The organism is Citrobacter sp. Cpo045, from assembly GCF_030332875.1.
Lineage (GTDB): Bacteria > Pseudomonadota > Gammaproteobacteria > Enterobacterales > Enterobacteriaceae > Citrobacter > Citrobacter portucalensis.
Genome location: NZ_JAOWGZ010000103.1, coordinates 736258 through 753230 on the forward strand (window position 1 = coordinate 736258; position 16973 = coordinate 753230).

At 51.5% G+C, this 16973-nt stretch carries 15 protein-coding genes and 6 tRNA genes; 13 read left to right on the forward strand and 8 right to left on the reverse strand.

The window, feature by feature from the left end; translation table 11 throughout:
* Positions 1–3: 3 nt before the first annotated feature.
* From OGY13_RS19500 to OGY13_RS19510, 3 genes are all read left to right on the forward strand, one after another.
* A complete protein-coding gene (locus OGY13_RS19500) occupies positions 4–1701 on the forward strand; it encodes a sensor histidine kinase (protein WP_008785387.1) in 1698 nt (565 codons plus the stop codon).
* 14 nt (positions 1702–1715) lie between these two features.
* Positions 1716–2450: a LytR/AlgR family response regulator transcription factor gene (locus OGY13_RS19505; RefSeq protein WP_003834866.1), complete on the forward strand. Its 735-nt coding sequence runs from the start codon at positions 1716–1718 to the stop codon at positions 2448–2450.
* A 123-nt stretch (positions 2451–2573) separates the two neighbouring features.
* Positions 2574–3620 carry a hypothetical protein gene (locus tag OGY13_RS19510; protein ID WP_213752096.1) on the forward strand — a complete coding sequence of 349 codons (1047 nt, stop codon included), beginning with the start codon at positions 2574–2576 and terminating at the stop codon, positions 3618–3620.
* A 2-nt stretch (positions 3621–3622) separates the two neighbouring features.
* Here OGY13_RS19510 and glk read toward each other — a convergent pair whose 3' ends face one another.
* Positions 3623–4588, reverse strand: a complete 966-nt coding sequence (gene glk / locus OGY13_RS19515) for a glucokinase (protein ID WP_186413125.1) — start codon at positions 4586–4588, stop codon at positions 3623–3625.
* 204 nt (positions 4589–4792) lie between these two features.
* On the opposite strand from glk, the gene OGY13_RS19520 reads away from it, so the two are divergent.
* Positions 4793–6028 (forward strand): ion channel protein, encoded by a 1236-nt coding sequence (locus OGY13_RS19520; protein WP_186413124.1) that lies wholly within the window; start codon positions 4793–4795, stop codon positions 6026–6028.
* Here OGY13_RS19520 and OGY13_RS19525 read toward each other — a convergent pair whose 3' ends face one another.
* Complete coding sequence (locus tag OGY13_RS19525; RefSeq protein ID WP_213752097.1) at positions 6029–7681, reverse strand: alpha-keto acid decarboxylase family protein; 1653 nt, start codon at positions 7679–7681, stop codon at positions 6029–6031.
* A gap of 182 nt (positions 7682–7863) precedes the next feature.
* Between OGY13_RS19525 and mgrA the strand changes: the two genes are divergently transcribed.
* Both mgrA and ypeC read left to right on the forward strand, forming a co-directional pair.
* Positions 7864–8853, forward strand: coding sequence for an L-glyceraldehyde 3-phosphate reductase (mgrA, locus tag OGY13_RS19530; protein ID WP_128316372.1), 990 nt, complete (start codon positions 7864–7866; stop codon positions 8851–8853).
* Between the two features lie 137 nt (positions 8854–8990).
* Positions 8991–9317: a DUF2502 domain-containing protein YpeC gene (gene ypeC / locus OGY13_RS19535; RefSeq protein ID WP_003834889.1), complete on the forward strand. Its 327-nt coding sequence runs from the start codon at positions 8991–8993 to the stop codon at positions 9315–9317.
* A 32-nt stretch (positions 9318–9349) separates the two neighbouring features.
* On the opposite strand, the gene OGY13_RS19540 is transcribed toward ypeC, so the two are convergent.
* The gene (locus tag OGY13_RS19540) at positions 9350–10588 is read right to left on the reverse strand and encodes an Nramp family divalent metal transporter (RefSeq protein ID WP_213752098.1); all 1239 of its coding nucleotides are present in this window, start codon (positions 10586–10588) and stop codon (positions 9350–9352) included.
* The gene (locus OGY13_RS25180) at positions 10585–10659 is read right to left on the reverse strand and encodes a hypothetical protein (protein WP_418219455.1); all 75 of its coding nucleotides are present in this window, start codon (positions 10657–10659) and stop codon (positions 10585–10587) included. Before OGY13_RS25180 ends, OGY13_RS19540 begins: the two co-directional genes overlap by 4 nt.
* Before the next feature lie 273 nt (positions 10660–10932).
* Here OGY13_RS25180 and nupC point away from each other — a divergent pair, with 273 nt between their 5' ends.
* Positions 10933–12135 (forward strand): nucleoside permease NupC, encoded by a 1203-nt coding sequence (gene nupC, locus OGY13_RS19545; protein WP_003834893.1) that lies wholly within the window; start codon positions 10933–10935, stop codon positions 12133–12135.
* 150 nt (positions 12136–12285) lie between these two features.
* Here the strand turns inward: nupC and OGY13_RS19550 are convergent.
* Together OGY13_RS19550 and OGY13_RS19555 are read right to left on the reverse strand one after the other, a co-directional pair.
* A tRNA-Ala gene (locus tag OGY13_RS19550) sits at positions 12286–12361 on the reverse strand.
* Between the two features lie 42 nt (positions 12362–12403).
* Positions 12404–12479: transfer RNA gene (locus OGY13_RS19555), tRNA-Ala, on the reverse strand.
* A gap of 221 nt (positions 12480–12700) precedes the next feature.
* Between OGY13_RS19555 and OGY13_RS19560 the strand changes: the two genes are divergently transcribed.
* Entirely contained in the window at positions 12701–13063 is a 363-nt protein-coding gene (locus OGY13_RS19560) for a YfeC-like transcriptional regulator (protein WP_003028277.1), read from the forward strand.
* Between the two features lies 1 nt (position 13064).
* The gene (locus OGY13_RS19565) at positions 13065–13457 is read left to right on the forward strand and encodes a MerR family transcriptional regulator (protein WP_003834896.1); all 393 of its coding nucleotides are present in this window, start codon (positions 13065–13067) and stop codon (positions 13455–13457) included.
* Positions 13458–13513: 56 nt separating this feature from the next.
* Here OGY13_RS19565 and gltX read toward each other — a convergent pair whose 3' ends face one another.
* Complete coding sequence (gene gltX, locus OGY13_RS19570; protein ID WP_008785393.1) at positions 13514–14929, reverse strand: glutamate--tRNA ligase; 1416 nt, start codon at positions 14927–14929, stop codon at positions 13514–13516.
* 258 nt (positions 14930–15187) lie between these two features.
* Between gltX and OGY13_RS19575 the strand changes: the two genes are divergently transcribed.
* The 4 genes from OGY13_RS19575 (at position 15188) to OGY13_RS19590 (ending at position 15588) form a co-directional block, all read left to right on the forward strand.
* Positions 15188–15263: transfer RNA gene (locus OGY13_RS19575), tRNA-Val, on the forward strand.
* Between the two features lie 46 nt (positions 15264–15309).
* Positions 15310–15385 (forward strand) — tRNA-Val (locus OGY13_RS19580).
* A gap of 47 nt (positions 15386–15432) precedes the next feature.
* Positions 15433–15508, forward strand: a tRNA-Val gene (locus OGY13_RS19585).
* A 4-nt stretch (positions 15509–15512) separates the two neighbouring features.
* A tRNA-Lys gene (locus OGY13_RS19590) sits at positions 15513–15588 on the forward strand.
* 405 nt (positions 15589–15993) lie between these two features.
* Here OGY13_RS19590 and OGY13_RS19595 read toward each other — a convergent pair.
* On the reverse strand, positions 15994–16878 hold the full coding sequence (locus OGY13_RS19595) for a LysR family transcriptional regulator (RefSeq protein WP_032944129.1): 885 nt from the start codon (positions 16876–16878) through the stop codon (positions 15994–15996).
* Positions 16879–16973: the final 95 nt, after the last annotated feature.

A 16973-nucleotide genomic window follows, 5' to 3' on the forward strand; every position in this document is an offset into this window, starting at 1 on the left:
CCCGTGCACGAAATATTCAATATGCTGCTGGCGGTATTTGACCGGGCAGCACTGATGCTGTTCTGTCTGTTTTTCCTGATTCGTATCCGCCTGTTTCGCGAACTGTTGCACAAGTCAGCCCACTCCCCAAAAGAGCTGCTCGCCGTTACCGCGATTTTCTCCATGTTTGCCCTGTTCAGTACCTGGTCAGGCGTACCGGTTGAAGGTTCTCTGGTTAATGTGCGTATTATCGCGGTCATGTCAGGAGGGATCCTGTTCGGTCCATGGGTTGGCATTATTACGGGGCTGATCGCAGGCACCCACCGTTACCTGATCGATATTGGCGGCGTAACTGCCCTACCCTGCTTTATTACCAGCATTCTGGCTGGCTGCATTGCCGGGTGGATCAACCGTAAGATCCCCAAAGCGCAGCACTGGCGCGCGGGTATTTTAGGCGGAATGCTGTGCGAATCACTGACCATGATACTGGTCGTCGCCTGGGCACCCACCACCGAACTGGGGCTGGATATTGTCTCAAAAATCGGTATTCCAATGATCCTAGGCAGCGTCTGTATTGGTTTTATCGTGATGCTGGTACAAAGCGTTGAAGGTGAGAAAGAAGCCAGCGCTGCAAAACAGGCCAAGCTGGCGCTGGATATCGCCAACAAAACGCTGCCGCTCTTTCGCCAGGTCAACAGCGAGTCGTTACGTCAGGTGTGCGAAATTATTCGCCACGATATCCACGCAGACGCGGTTGCCATCACCAATACTCAGCACGTTCTGGCCTATGTTGGCGTTGGAGAGATTAACTACCGCGATAACGATGACTTCGTCAGCCCCACCACGCAGGAAGCCATAAATCACGGTAAAATCATCATAAAAAACAATGATGAAGCACATCGCACCCCGGAAATTCACTCTATGCTGGTGATCCCGCTTTGGGAGAAAGGCGTCGTGACCGGCACGCTGAAGATCTACTACTGTCACGCTCATCAAATCACTTCCTCGTTACAGGAAATGGCGATCGGTCTGTCGCAAATCATCTCCACCCAGCTTGAAGTCTCCCGCGCAGAGCAACTACGAGAAATGGCAAATAAGGCAGAGCTACGCGCGCTGCAAAGCAAAATAAATCCCCATTTTCTGTTTAATGCCCTGAACGCGATTTCATCGTCGGTGCGGCTTAACCCGGACACAGCACGTCAGCTCATTTTTAATTTGTCGCGCTATCTTCGCTATAATATTGAATTAAAAGACGATGAGCAGATCGACATCAAGAAAGAGCTGTATCAAATCAAGGATTACATCACCATCGAACAGGCCCGCTTTGGCGACAAGCTGACCGTTATTTATGATATCGATGAAGAGGTAAGCTGTTTTATTCCCAGCCTGCTGATTCAGCCGTTGGTCGAGAACGCTATCGTCCATGGGATCCAGCCCTGCAAAGGGAAAGGTGTGGTCACTATCAGCGTTGCGGAGTGCGGCAACCGGGTACGGATTGCCGTACGAGACACGGGTCATGGTATCGACCCAAAAGTGATTGAACGGGTCGAGTCCAATGAAATGCCGGGCAATAAAATTGGTCTGTTGAATGTGCACCATCGCGTTAAGCTGCTCTACGGTGAGGGATTACATATCCGCCGTCTGGAGCCAGGCACAGAGATTGCCTTTTATGTACCTAATGTGCACTCGCCCGCAGCCGCGCCAACTACATTATTGCTTTAACCAGGAGTGAAGTCGTGAAAGTCATCATTGTTGAAGATGAATTCCTGGCCCAACAGGAACTGAGCTGGCTGATAAAAGAGCACAGCCAGATGGAGATTGTCGGCACGTTTGACGATGGTCTGGACGTGCTGAAATATCTCCAGCACAACCGCGTTGACGCCATTTTTCTGGATATTAATATTCCCTCGCTGGACGGCGTATTGCTGGCACAAAATATCAGCCAGTTCGCACATAAACCCTTTATTGTGTTTATTACCGCGTGGAAAGAGCATGCCGTTGAAGCCTTCGAACTGGAAGCTTTTGACTACATTCTGAAGCCGTATCAGGAATCACGCATTGTCAGTATGCTGCAAAAGCTGGAAGCCGCCTGGCAGCAACAGCAAACGGGAACGTCCCCTGTAAGTCCGGTGGCCCGCGAAAACGATACGATCAACCTGATCAAAGATGAGCGGATCATCGTGACCCCAATCAACGACATCTACTACGCTGAAGCGCATGAAAAAATGACGTTCGTCTATACGCGACGAGAATCATACGTCATGCCGATGAACATCAGCGAATTTTGCAGCAAACTGCCGGCTTCGCATTTCTTCCGCTGCCACCGCTCGTTCTGCGTAAATCTGAATAAAATCCGCGAGATCGAACCCTGGTTTAACAACACTTATATTCTGCGTTTAAAGGATCTGGAATTTGAAATCCCGGTTAGTCGGAGCAAAGTGAAAGAATTCAGACAATTAATGCATTTATAGTGCTGAAAAAGCGTGACGAATGGAGAGTACAGCGCACGCTTTCAGTCGTTTCCGCGACGAACGGGATAGCGGAACTAAGTTTGTAGTATATTGGTCGTCACTCTATTTTTTACAGGTGATGTCATGGCGAAGCTGAGCGAAAAATATCAACGTACATATCTACGCGAATACGCAAAAGAAGCGGAAAAAAATGCCCTGATATGGATAAGTACGGACGATTATTTAGCTGAGTGCCTGGATATTCATGAACAATGCCATCTGGATTATTCACTGCAACAACAGCTGAGTTCATGGCTTTTTATGCTGCGCATGAAGCGCAGCCCGGAGTTATTAGGATATAAAACCGCGATACAGTCAAATGATATGGAATCTCTACACTTATCCCTGCGACAGTCTGCGATGATTAAACATGTGACGCAGGGTGTGGACTCAGGCTGCGATCACAGTATTAATGTATGGACGACACTAGAGATTCTTGCCGCGGGTTTATTTGACCGAGTACCACTCTTATTGCCTGAAAAATTGGGTATGAGTGATAACGGTCACCCTGTTAACCTGGCCATGACGAATTTAATGATGGCGTTGTGGTACAAACGTGCAGATTTTGCAGTGGATGCCAGAAAAAGAGCGCAAAAGGTACTGACCACGAAGCAAACGGTAAGCGATATGTTCATCCTCAGCTATCTGATGGCGCTCCTGGATGAGGATGTGACAGAAGCAGGCACGCAACTCGATTTATATTGTAAAAGCGTGTCTGCATTGAGAGAACCAGGGCTCACTAAGCTCCATAAAATGTTCTGGCCATACGCGCACGGATTATACAACCTGGCTTATATTGTGTTGGGCAAAGATAAAGCCAGCGCGATGCCGAAACCAACCGCAGAGTGTTTTATGGACGATCTGGCGGAATGGCAAAATAAACATAACTATCGCCATGGCCCGCAATTTGTTGAATACCCTAAACCAATTGACCTTATTAACACCCTGATCTCATGCACGCCGCCAGAATGTTGTTTGCATCAACCCTATCTGAATACCGATAAAAAATATAAAAACACAAGATACCTGCATGCCGATTTATTTGAACAACAGATGATCAAGATAATTTTAGAAAATATGAACAGCCAGAACGACAAGGCCGGAGAAGCGCTGAGCGCCATCCGGCCCTGACCTTACAAAATATGGCCCAGCGTCTGACGTAAATGCGCACCAGCGCCAAGTAGTCCAGGATTATCGTGCACGATCAGATACACCGGAATATCCTGCACGTAGGCTTTAAAACGGCCTTTATCTTCAAAACCACCGCGGAAGCCCGACGCTTTAAAGAAGTCGAGGAAGCGCGGCACAATACCGCCGGCGATGTACACACCGCCAAATGTGCCCAGCGTTAACGCCAGATCGCCACCAAAACGTCCCATGATGACGCAGAACAGCGACAGCGCACGACGACAGTCAATGCAGGAATCTTCCAGCGCCCGTGCGGTGATATCCTTCGGCTGCAGATTTTCCGGCAGGCGTCCGTCAGATTTGACGATCGCGCGATACAGATTCACCAGTCCCGGACCAGACAGCACGCGTTCTGCGGACACGTGACCTATTTCCGCGCGCAGAACCTCAAGGATAATTCCCTCTTCCTCGCTGTTAGGCGCAAAATCCACGTGGCCGCCTTCACCAGGGAGGCTTACCCAGCGTTTATCCACGTGGACCAGATGCGCCACGCCGAGCCCGGTTCCTGCGCCATAAACAGCAATAGGTTTACCTTCAACAGGTTCCGTGCCACCAAACTGGATTAAATGCTCTTTTTTAAGCATCGGGATCGCCATCGACACAGCGGTGAAATCATTGATGATTTCCAGATGGCTGAAGCCCAGGTTTTTTTTCATCTCAGCAATAGAGAACGCCCAGGTATGGTTGGTCATTGCCACCCAGTCGCCGGTTATCGGACAGGCAATGGCAATACAACCATCTTCAACGCTAACGCTATGCTCATCCAGGTACACGCGCACCACCGCCTCCAGACTTGGAAAATCCAACCCGGAATAGGTTTTTGCCTGCGAAATCTCGCCGCTGGCAATATCGCACAGAGCAAGACGCGCGTTGGTGCCGCCAACATCCCCTACTAAAGCATATTTTGTCATTCTTCCACTGCTCCGCTAAAGTCAGAATAAATCTTTGCCACACTGTAAATTCATGGGGACATAACAACAACGGTCTGAAAGCTGATGCCCGTGGAAAATCGATCCAGATCACACAATTACTTTATCGTTTCAGCACCATTTGCAGCGATGTCGTCAGGCAGGCTGTGCAAACTATGTCTATGACTCTGTTTTAAGGAATAGAAAATGCTCCATCCGCGAGCCAGAACGATGCTCTTGCTATCAACCCCAGCGCTAATCATTGGCATAGCGTCCAGCCTGGTGTTGATCGTCGTGATGAAAGTGGCTTCCGTTTTACAGCAGTTTTTGTGGGAACGTCTGCCTGTTAGCATCGGTATAGCCCAGGACTCTCCGGTCTGGATTATCGGTATGCTGACACTCACGGGGATCATGGTCGGGTTAGTAATCCGTTACAGCCATGGCCACGCAGGCCCGGATCCGGCCTGTGAACCGTTAATTGGTATGCCGGTGCCAACGTCAGCAATACCGGGCCTGCTGGCAGCACTAATCCTTGGCCTCGCGGGTGGCGTCAGTCTGGGTCCGGAACACCCCATCATGACCGTAAATATCGCTCTGGCAGTGGCACTTGGTAGCCGCATATTTCCGCGCATTGCGAAGCTGGACTGGACCATTCTCGCCTCTGCCGGCACCATCGGCGCGCTATTTGGTACCCCCGTTGCCGCCGCGCTGATATTTTCGCAAACGCTGAATAGCTCAAACGATGTTCCTTTGTGGGATCGCCTGTTTGCGCCCTTAATGGCCGCCGCCGCAGGTTCACTGACCACCAGCCTTTTTTTTCATCCCCATTTTTCACTGCCCATCGCGCACTACACGCAGATGCACTTGATCGATATCCTCAGCGGCGCGGTTGTTGCTGCCATCGCCATTGCCGCTGGGATGGTGGCCGTCTGGTGTCTGCCGCGTTTGCACCATTTAATGCATCGATTAAAACACCCGGTGCTGATCCTCGGGGCAGGCGGTTTTATCCTTGGCATTTTGGGTGTTATCGGCGGGCCGCTTACCTTGTTTAAGGGACTGGACGAAATGCAGCAGATGGCGTTTAGCCCAACGCTGGGGACATCAGATTATTTCATGCTCGCCGTGATCAAACTAACGGCATTAGTGGTTGCAGCGGCGAGTGGTTTTCGCGGCGGACGAATCTTCCCGGCTGTATTCGTTGGCGTCGCGCTTGGCCTGATGCTGCACGCCCATGTTGAAGCGGTGCCGGCTGCCATCACGGTTTCTTGCTCTATTCTCGGGCTGGTGCTGGTCGTCACCCGTGACGCCTGGCTGAGCCTGTTTATGGCAGCAGTGGTGGTGCCAGATTCCACCCTGCTGCCACTGCTGTGCATCGTCATGCTGCCCGCCTGGCTGCTGCTGGCAGGCAAACCGATGATGGTCGCTGAGCGCCCTGATAAATAGCTATCCGCCGTTGCGAGATTCCAGCGCACGGGTCACCGTGCGCAATAATTCAGGAAGATCGGCTTTCGGTAGCACCACCTCAATTAACGACAGTCGTTGCGGATGGGACAACCGGGCCAGCACCTCTTCCAGCTGTACCGCCTGCTTCACCCGCCAACATTCGGCCTGACATTCACGACTAAACGCCTGCGGCACCGACGTCCAGCTCCAGGCGGCGATGTCGTTATAGCGCTGATTTGCCCCGTGTATGGCCCGCTCCACGGTATAACCGTCATTGTTGAGCAGTAAAATAACCGGCGATTGCCCGTCTCTGAGCATGGAGCCCAGCTCCTGAATGGTGAGCTGCGCCGCGCCATCGCCAATAATCAGGATAACCCGACGGTCCGGACAGGCCGTTTGCGCGCCGAATGCAGCCGGGAGCGCGTAGCCGATAGATCCCCACAACGGTTGAACCAGTACTTCCGCCCCGCAAGGTAGTGAGAGCGCAGCCGCGCCAAAGGCGGCGGTTCCCTGATCGACGAGGATAATGTCATCAGGCTTCAGAAACTGCTGTACCGTGTGCCAGAGGTTTTCCTGCGTCAGTGGGCCCTTCTCAACCTGAACACGCCTAATTGGCGGACGTTCTGGCGGTAGAGAAAACGACATTTCCAGGCACAGCTCACGTAATGTGGTGACCGCCTGCTCCATCGGGATGTTAAACCAGTGGGATCCAATTCGTGACGCATGGGGCTGAACGTCAATGGTGCGATCCAGCGGTAGCTGTTGTGTAAACCCAGCTGTCAGGGTGTCGACAAATTGTGTGCCGACACACATTATCGTATCGGCATCTTCTATCGCCTGACGTACATAATCGCTGCTGGCTCCAGCGCTGTACGTGCCAACAAACGCCGGGTGACGCTCATCAAACAGTCCTTTGCCCATCAACAACGTGGCATGAGCCATCGGCGTTTCTGCCATCCAGCGCTGTAAAACCGGCTGCAGACCAAAACGCAGCGCGAGGAAGTCGGCCAGCAACGCTACGCGTGGGCTGTCCAGCAATCGTTCACGGGCATGGTAGCGAAACGCCTCTATCACGCTGCTTTCCGGCTCGCTCAGAGGAACAATCATAATATCATTCGGTGGCGTAGCAGGCTGTTTAGCCACATCAGCAGGTAGCATCAGATAGCCCGGCCTGCGCTCGCTGAGCATCATTCGCAACACACGGTCAATCTCATAGCAGGCATTTTGTTCATCCAGTATCGCGCTGGCCGTCGTTACCGCCTGCTGCATGCGGTAAAAATGCTGAAAGTCACCGTCACCCAAAGTGTGATGCATCAACTCTCCGCGACGCTGCGCGCCGCGACAGGGTGCGCCGACAATATGCAAAACAGGAACATATTCCGCGAAGCTACCCGCGATACCGTTAATTGCGCTTAACTCCCCCACACCAAACGTGGTGAGCAGCGCCCCAACCCCGGATACCCGGGCATAGCCATCTGCCGCATAAGCCGCATTCAATTCATTCGCACACCCGACCCAACATACGTTGGGATGTTCAATCACGTGGTCAAGAAACTGCAAATTATAATCGCCCGGCACACCAAAGAGATGGCCGACGCCACAGCCTGCCAGCCTGTCCAGCAGATAATCAGCAACGGAATACGGGGTTTGCATGACAGCTATCCTTCTGACGGTAACCTCATGTTGAGTATCGAAGAACTGTGATGACTGTCCAGGAAAGTCGCTGTGAAAGGGTGGAAAGCAGGATTTACAGTTTTGGCGGTTAAAATTCATTGAAGAATCGACGGTGTAACCGTATACACTGAAAGACACACGCATTGTGGAAGGGAGGTGACATGGTTTATCACGCAGATGAAAATCGTTATCAGACAATGGAGTACCGCCGCTGCGGTCAAAGCGGCCTTAAGCTCCCGATTGTCTCTCTGGGTTTGTGGCACAATTTTGGCGATACCACGCAGGTCGAGAACAGTCGCGCATTGTTACAGCGCGCATTCGATCTGGGGATTAACCATTTTGATCTGGCAAATAACTATGGTCCACCGCCGGGTTCGGCAGAACGGAATTTTGGTCGGATCCTGCAGGAAGATTTTTTACCGTGGCGAGATGAGCTTATTATCTCCACAAAAGCGGGCTACACCATGTGGGAAGGTCCCTACGGTGATTGGGGTTCACGCAAATATCTGATTGCCAGTCTCGATCAAAGCCTGAAGCGTCTGGGGCTGGAGTATGTCGATATCTTCTACCACCATCGCCCCGACCCTGAAACACCGCTCAGAGAAACCATGCGCGCGCTGGATCACATCGTCCGTCAGGGCAAAGCGCTGTACGTCGGGTTGTCTAACTATCCAGCAGATCTTGCCAGGCAGGCGATTGAAATACTCGACGATTTAGGTACGCCATGCCTTATTCACCAGCCCAAATATTCCATGTTTGAACGTTGGGTCGAAGGCGGCTTGCTGTCGCTATTACAGGAAAAAGGTGTCGGCAGTATCGCCTTCTCACCGCTGGCTGGCGGACAGTTAACCGACCGCTATCTGAACGGCATTCCTGCGGATTCTCGTGCGGCAAGCACCAGTCGCTTTCTGAATCCGGACCAGATCACTCCACAAAAACTGGAAAAAGTGCGGGCGCTGAATGTGCTGGCAGAACGACGCGGGCAAAAGCTTTCCCAAATGGCGCTAGCATGGGTGTTACGGGATGACAAAGTCACGTCAGTGCTGATTGGCGCCAGTAAACCAGCACAAATTGAAGATGCTGTCGGCATGCTGGCAAACCGTCACTTTACGTCTGAAGAGTGCGCGGAGATTGATGCTATCCTGAGTTGATTGAAATAAAGACACATTTATTAACAAAAAGTGCTCTCACTTGCGATTTAAGAGTTAAGGCGATGAAACGGGGCTTTACTGCCCCGTAATATTACGTTAACAGGCCGGCTACGGCTCGATCGTGAAGGAGAGAAAACATGTTCAGGTCACTGATTCTGGCGGCAGTCTTATTGGCTTTTACACCGCTGGCCGCGAACGCTGGCGAAATCACCCTGCTGCCATCAATAAAATTACAAATTGGCGATCGCGATAACTACGGTAACTACTGGGATGGCGGCCGCTGGCGCGACCGGGATTACTGGCACCATAACTATGAGTGGCGCAAAAATCGCTGGTGGCGTCATGACAATGGCTACCATCGTGGCTGGGACAAACGCAAAGCTTATGAGCGTGGTTATCGTGAAGGCTGGAACGATCGTGACGACCACCGCGGTCGCGGGCGTGGCCACAAACATCATCATTAATGTAACAAAAGGGCCAACGGGCCCTTTTGTTTTTACAAACCGAGTGCGGTTCCTACCAACAGCCAGATATTGAGCGCCACCACCAGCACAACAATCACCCAACCTACCTGTTTTACCCAACGGGTATTCACCAAATCGCCCATCAGCTGACTGTTGCTAGTGAAGATCAACAGCGGCACCAGCGCCAGTGCAATACCAAAACTGAGCAATACCTGGCTCATCACCAGAATACGCGTCGGATCCAGTTCCATCAGAATCACAATAAATGATGGCATCATGGTGACGGTACGGCGTACCCAAAGCGGAATGTGAAAGCGGATAAACCCTTGCATCACCACCTGCCCGGCCAACGTACCGACCACGGTAGAAGAAAGTCCCGCAGCCACCAGGCTTAAACCGAATACCGTCGCCGCAGCGTGACTCAACAGCGGTTCAAGTGTCAGATACGCTTGATCGAGATCGGCAATACCGGTATGCCCGCTAAAGTGAAATGCAGCGGCAGCCGTCGCCATCATCGCCAGATTGACAAATCCAGCAATCGTCATGGCGATTGCCACATCCCATTTCGTGGCCGCATAGCGCTGTTGACGTGTTCCGCCGTGCAGATGCTGAGTTAAGGAAGAGTGCAGATAAATGACGTGTGGCATGATAGTCGCGCCGAGCACGCCAGCCGCCAGGAACACCGCTTCGGAATTAGGCAGGCTCGGGATAACCATTCCCTTGCTAAGTTGCGCGAAGTTCGGCTGGGAAAAGATCAGTTCCACAATGTAAGCCGCTGCCACAAACAGCAGCAAGCCGCCAATCACTTTTTCCAGCGGTTTTTGCCCACGGCGCTGCAACATCAGAATCAAAAAAGTCGCGATACCGGTGAGCACGGCCCCCTGCAATAACGACACGCCGAGGATCAATTTGAAACCAATCGCGGCGCCAATGAATTCAGCAAGGTCTGTCGCCATGGCGATAATTTCGGCCTGCACCCAGTAGAACCACACCACCGGACGAGGATAGTGATCGCGAATTTGCTCCGCCAGATTTTTACCTGTGGCAATACCCAGCTTTGCCGACAGCACCTGAATCAGCATCGCCATCAGATTTGCCCAGACCACCACCCACAACAGTTTATAGCCAAAGCTGGCCCCTGCCTGGATGTTGGTGGCGAAGTTGCCCGGATCGATGTAGCCGATCGCCGCGATGAACGCAGGTCCCATTAATGCGAGCTTCAACTTGCGCGCTGCCCGTCCACTGCTACTCTCAACGCGATCGTTAGTCATTTTAGTGCCTCAGAAACATAGCCTTTGCTATGTTTCAAGCTACGCCTATTGAGAATGATTATCAAATTCATTTTAATGGGTGAAGTTGATTTCTCTGATAGCGTTTGTCTATGGATCGATAAGGATTCTGGAAATACCGGTGAGATGTTTAATTATTGTTATGAGATTAGCACAATGACATAACTTTTCACTTCCATACTAAACATAACAGAAGTGTATCACCGATCACTAATTTTGAATCTCGTCACAGGTCCTTATTATAGTGTGTGTTTGATCTCGTTTTCTTTATGGTTGTTACATAGAATGTGCACGAAAACTAAACCTGCCTCATATTTGGAGCAAATATGGACCGCGTTCTTCATTTCGTCCTGGCCCTTGCCGTGGTTGCGGTACTCGCACTGCTGGTAAGCAGTGACCGTAAAAAAATCCGCATTCGTTATGTTATTCAATTGCTTGTTATTGAAGTGTTACTGGCATGGTTCTTCCTGAACTCTGATGTCGGTCTGGGCTTCGTGAGAGGCTTCTCCGAGATGTTTGAAAAACTCCTCGGATTCGCTAATGAAGGGACAAACTTTGTCTTCGGCAGCATGAACGACAAAGGCCTGGCATTCTTCTTCCTGAAAGTGCTGTGCCCAATCGTCTTCATTTCCGCTCTTATCGGTATTTTGCAGCATATCCGCGTTCTGCCGGTTATCATCCGCGCGATTGGTTTCCTGTTATCCAAAGTGAACGGTATGGGCAAGCTGGAATCCTTCAACGCCGTCAGCTCCCTGATCCTGGGTCAGTCCGAGAACTTTATCGCCTATAAAGATATTCTCGGCAAAATGTCTCGCAACCGTATGTACACCATGGCTGCAACGGCGATGTCGACCGTTTCCATGTCTATCGTCGGCGCGTACATGACCATGCTGGAGCCGAAGTACGTGGTTGCAGCGCTGGTTCTGAACATGTTCAGCACCTTTATCGTGCTGTCGCTGATCAACCCGTACACCGTTGATGCCAGCGAAGAAAACATTCAGATGTCTAACCTGCACGAAGGCCAGAGCTTCTTCGAAATGCTGGGTGAATACATCCTGGCAGGTTTCAAAGTGGCAATTATCGTTGCGGCGATGCTGATTGGTTTCATCGCGCTGATCGCAGCCCTGAACGCCCTGTTCGCCACCGTGACCGGCTGGTTTGGCTACAGCATCTCCTTCCAGGGCATCCTGGGCTACATCTTCTACCCGGTTGCATGGGTAATGGGTGTGCCGTCCAGCGAAGCGCTGCAGGTGGGCAGTATCATGGCAACCAAACTGGTTTCCAACGAATTCGTTGCGATGATGGATCTGCAGAAAATTGCCGCCACGCTCTCTCCGCGCGCAGAAGGTATCCTGTCCGTGTTCCTGGTCTCCTTCGCTAACTTCTCTTCCATCGGTATTATCGCCGGTGCGATTAAAGGTCTGAACGAAGAGCAAGGTAACGTGGTTTCCCGCTTCGGTCTGAAGCTGGTGTACGGCTCTACGCTGGTGAGCGTACTGTCTGCATCTATCGCCGCACTGGTGCTGTAAGCGTAAGATAACGTCGTATTGATAAGACCGGGGAGATTCTTCTCCCCGGTTTTTTTATGCCTGCTATTCAGCAAACCGAAGAGATACAGGGTAAGAACAGGTAGGATACAGAAACAAAAAACCCCCGCTTTTCAGCGAGGGTTTAAATTTTGGTGGAGCTAAGCGGGATCGAACCGCTGACCTCTTGCATGCCATGCAAGCGCTCTCCCAGCTGAGCTATAGCCCCACGATGCTATTACGTACATACCAAATTCATTGGGATTAAATTTGGTGGAGCTAAGCGGGATCGAACCGCTGACCTCTTGCATGCCATGCAAGCGCTCTCCCAGCTGAGCTATAGCCCCATTACGTAAAGCTTGTCGAGTTGACGGGCGGCATCATATGAATTCCCTTCGCGTGTGTCAACGGCAAAATTAACTCATAGAATTCAATCGCTGAAAAAGCAGTCAAATGAAGAACATTGCGTAACAACTCGCATTCAGTAGTTAAACGCGTCACGGTTTCTACTAAAATGGTGCTATAAAATGAGCCACTAATTAACCCCACGACTATTCAGGGAATCGTTATGTTCAAGGAACGGATGACGCCAGAAGAACTTGCTAATCTGACCGGATACAGCCGACAGACCATCAATAAATGGGTGCGCAAGGAGGGTTGGGCTACATCACCAAAACCAGGCGTACAGGGCGGTAAAGCGCGTCTGGTTCACGTCACCGAACAAGTTCGTGAATACATTCGCAGTGCTGAGCGTTCAGCCGAAGGTTTATCAGATAATTTATCGTTATCCGGCGATACCTCTATCGAAGCTCTACTGATTAGGCTCGCCAAAGAGATGACTCCGTCAGAACAAAAAATGTTTACGTCACTGATCCTGCGTGAAGGCATTACGGGTTTGTTACAACGCTTAGGGATCCGCGACAACAAATAATATGAAAAAATTACGCAGCAAAATGACGACCGAAGAACTGGCGGAATGTCTCGGGGTTGCCAAACAAACCGTCAATCGTTGGATCAGAGAACAAAACTGGACCACTGAAAAGTTTCCCGGCGTTAAAGGGGGTCGTGCAAGACTGATCCATATCGACTCCAGTGTCCGTACGTTTCTGCTCAATATTCCGGCTTTTCGCAAAGTCCCTGAAATTTATCAGGCTGAGGAACCGCTGGCAGAATACACCCACGTGGTGCGTAGCCACGCCTGTCGCCAGATAATTAGCGCACTGGACAACATGTCCCCAACGGAACAAGAAAAGCTGGCAATGTATATTTCGCGCGAAGGTATTCGCACTTTCCTTACCCGTCTGGGTATTGATGAGTCTGAATAACAGGCAAAAAAAACGGCAGGATGCGCTCCTGCCGTTGTTTCATCGCTCAACCACTCTTACTGCTGGCTTTCACGCTCAGCAATAAACGCCAGCGCTTTATTAATACGCTCAATGCTGCGGGATTTACCAATCGCATGCACCGTTACGTCTAACGCCGGAGACTGACCCGCGCCGGTTACGGCTACGCGCAGCGGCATCCCAACTTTACCCATACCCACTTCCAGCTCATCAGCGGTTGCCTGAATCGCGTGGTGCACGTTTTCTGCCGTCCACTCGCTGATAGCAGCCAGTTTATCGCGAACCACTTCCAGCGGCTGACGCGCTACCGGACGCAGGTGTTTCTTAGCTGCATCCGCGTCGAACTCAGCAAAGTCTTCGTAGAAGTAGCGGCAGCTCTGCGCCATCTCTTTCAGCGTTTTGCAGCGCTCACCCAGCAGTTTAACCAGCTCAGAAAGCTGCGGGCCGACGCGAGTATCGATATTTTCCTGCTCAATGTGCCATTGCAGATGCGTTGCCACATATTCAGGTGCCAGCGAATTAATGTAGTGATGGTTCAGCCACTGCAGTTTTTCGGTGTTGAACGCACTGGCAGACTTGCTCACCGCACCAAGGGAGAACAGTTTGATCATCTCTTCACGGGTGAAGATTTCCTGATCGCCGCTGGACCAGCCCAGACGCACCAGATAGTTCAGCAGCGCTTCCGGCAGGTAACCGTCGTCGCGATACTGCATAACGCTGACCGCACCGTGACGTTTAGAGAGTTTTTTACCGTCGTCGCCGTTGATCATCGACACGTGTGCATAAACCGGCACCGGCGCATTCAGCGCTTTCAGGATGTTAATCTGACGCGGAGTGTTGTTGATATGGTCTTCACCACGAATAACGTGAGTGATTTCCATATCCCAGTCGTCGACAACAACACAGAAGTTGTAGGTCGGGGAACCGTCAGTACGGCGGATGATCAGATCGTCCAGCTCCTGGTTGCTGAATTCGATCGGCCCACGGATCTGGTCGTCAAAAATAACGGATCCATCCTGCGGGTTGGCAAAACGCACCACGCAGGGTTCATCAGCAGCATGATGTTCATGGCCGTGGCGGCAGCGACCGTCGTAACGTGGCTTCTCACCGTTTGCCATCTGCTCTTCGCGCAGTGCGTCCAGACGCTCTTTGGAGCAGTAGCATTTATACGCGGTACCGGCTTCCAGCATCTCATCAATCACGGCGTTGTAGCGATCAAAACGTTTGGTCTGGAAGTACGGGCCTTCATCCCATTCCAGATTCAGCCAGTTCATGCCATCCATAATGGCTTCAATAGCTTCCGGAGTGGAGCGTTCAAGATCGGTGTCTTCAATACGCAGCACAAACTCACCGTCATGGTTACGTGCAAAAAGCCAGGAATATAGAGCAGTACGCGCACCACCGACATGCAGGTAACCTGTCGGGCTTGGCGCGAAGCGAGTTTTGATTTTCATGAAATGGCCTTACGTTTATAAAGATGCCGACAACCGGCAAATCCTGGGAAGATTATCAGGCTCGTATTCTATCACTGTGGTCTGATTCCTCAATGTTGTTCAGGTTGGAACATCACGCTTTGCCATTTTCGTATACAAATCATGCTGCATGGATTGATTTGCGATCGTTTTGTTTAAATTTACGACGAACGAACAAATTATTTAGAAAATGCGTTGACTCATTTTCAACTCTCCCTATAATGCGACTCCACACAGCGGGGGTGATTAGCTCAGCTGGGAGAGCACCTCCCTTACAAGGAGGGGGTCGGCGGTTCGAACCCGTCATCACCCACCAACTACTTTATGTAGTCTCCGCCGTGTAGAGTAAGAAATTGAGAAGTGGGTGATTAGCTCAGCTGGGAGAGCACCTCCCTTACAAGGAGGGGGTCGGCGGTTCGATCCCGTCATCACCCACCACTTTCTCGCCAGCTGGATTTCTTACAATAAAATTGAAGTACCGAAGTGGGTGATTAGCTCAGCTGGGAGAGCACCTCCCTTACAAGGAGGGGGTCGGCGGTTCGATCCCGTCATCACCCACCACTTCGGGTCGTTAGCTCAGTTGGTAGAGCAGTTGACTTTTAATCAATTGGTCGCAGGTTCGAATCCTGCACGACCCACCAATGTAAAAAGGCGCCCTAAAGGCGCCTTTTTGCTATCTGCGATTTATAAGATTCGAACCTGCATCGCCTGATGCGCTACGCTTATCAGGCCTACAGACAATACCGCACACGTAGGCCGGATAAGACGTCAGCCACCATCCGGCACAGACAACACTACACACGTAGGCCGGATAAGACGTCAGTCGCCATCCGGCGCAGACAACACAACACGCGTAGGCCGGATAAGACGTCAGTCGCCATCCGGCACAGACAACACTACACGCGCAGGCCGGATAAGACGTCAGTCGCCATCCGACGCAGACAACACAACACGCGCAGGCCGGATAAGACGTCAGTCGCCATCCGGCACAGACAACACTACACGCGCAGGCCGGATAAGACGTCAGTCGCCATCCGGCGCAGACATCACATCGTCAATGCCGCTACCAGTTTCTCCAGCGCGGGTGTCGCCTGCAGTTGGTCATACACAATATACAAATCCGCCGGAATACGTTCCTCTAACGGTCGAAATACCACGCCAGGCCAACTCATCTGCGCATAGCTGTCAGCAATTAACGTAATACCAATCCCCATGCTGATCATCGCCAGCACCGTTTGCGGCTCCCTCACCTCACGAATAATCATCGGGGAAAATCCAGCACTCAGGCAAACTCGCTGCAAAAATGCCCAGTCAGTATGAATGGAAGGCATTGTGACAAAATATTCATTTCTCAACGCCTCCAGCGGTATGGACTCACAGGCAGTAAGAGGATGTTCTTCCGGCATGGCAACCAGAAAAGAGGACTCATGCAAACGCAAACTGGTAAACCCGGGAGAAAGCTCCGTAGCCATCCGCCAAATTCCCGCATCCAGTTCACGCCGTTCCAGCATCGTCATCTGCATCGCGGGCATGTTCTCGCGAAACAGCACCTCAACATTGGGATTATCCTTCATAAAACGCCGCATCACCGGACGCATTTTTCCCCACATCGCTGTACCGATAACGCCAAGCTCAATTCGCCCTGCCTCACCACGACCAATTTGCTCCACTCTCGCCAGCGCCTGATTAGCACTGGATAACAGTCGGCGCGACTCTTCCATCAATATCTTTCCCGCGTGAGTTAACGCCACGCTGCGGGAATGACGGATAAATAGCAAAGTGCCGAGCTGTTGCTCCAGCTCTTTAATATGGGTACTGAGCGGCGGTTGCGACATATTCAGGCGAGCAGCAGCACGTCCAAAATGCAGTTCTTCTGCGACAGCAAGAAAATAACGCAGTAACTTCAGATCGATGCGGTGCGTGCGTTCCATGGATAATGCGCTCCTGAAATAAGGATAATACGCAAAGTTACCACATTGCCTCGCAGAAAATGAAACGGCGGGTATCAGAACCCGCCGCCAATGGA

Excerpts from the sequence above, each read along its gene's own strand:
- OGY13_RS19560 (WP_003028277.1), top strand. The coding sequence starts at position 12,701 with ATGTTCAAGGAACGGATGACGCCAGAAGAACTTGCTAATCTGACCGGA.
- OGY13_RS19540 (WP_213752098.1), bottom strand. The coding sequence starts at position 10,588 with ATGACTAACGATCGCGTTGAGAGTAGCAGTGGACGGGCAGCGCGCAAG.
- nupC (WP_003834893.1), top strand. The coding sequence starts at position 10,933 with ATGGACCGCGTTCTTCATTTCGTCCTGGCCCTTGCCGTGGTTGCGGTA.
- mgrA (WP_128316372.1), top strand. The coding sequence starts at position 7,864 with ATGGTTTATCACGCAGATGAAAATCGTTATCAGACAATGGAGTACCGC.
- OGY13_RS19525 (WP_213752097.1), bottom strand. The coding sequence starts at position 7,681 with ATGCAAACCCCGTATTCCGTTGCTGATTATCTGCTGGACAGGCTGGCA.
- OGY13_RS19595 (WP_032944129.1), bottom strand. The coding sequence starts at position 16,878 with ATGGAACGCACGCACCGCATCGATCTGAAGTTACTGCGTTATTTTCTT.
- OGY13_RS19565 (WP_003834896.1), top strand. The coding sequence starts at position 13,065 with ATGAAAAAATTACGCAGCAAAATGACGACCGAAGAACTGGCGGAATGT.
- OGY13_RS19510 (WP_213752096.1), top strand. The coding sequence starts at position 2,574 with ATGGCGAAGCTGAGCGAAAAATATCAACGTACATATCTACGCGAATAC.
- ypeC (WP_003834889.1), top strand. The coding sequence starts at position 8,991 with ATGTTCAGGTCACTGATTCTGGCGGCAGTCTTATTGGCTTTTACACCG.
- gltX (WP_008785393.1), bottom strand. The coding sequence starts at position 14,929 with ATGAAAATCAAAACTCGCTTCGCGCCAAGCCCGACAGGTTACCTGCAT.
- OGY13_RS19520 (WP_186413124.1), top strand. The coding sequence starts at position 4,793 with ATGCTCCATCCGCGAGCCAGAACGATGCTCTTGCTATCAACCCCAGCG.
- glk (WP_186413125.1), bottom strand. The coding sequence starts at position 4,588 with ATGACAAAATATGCTTTAGTAGGGGATGTTGGCGGCACCAACGCGCGT.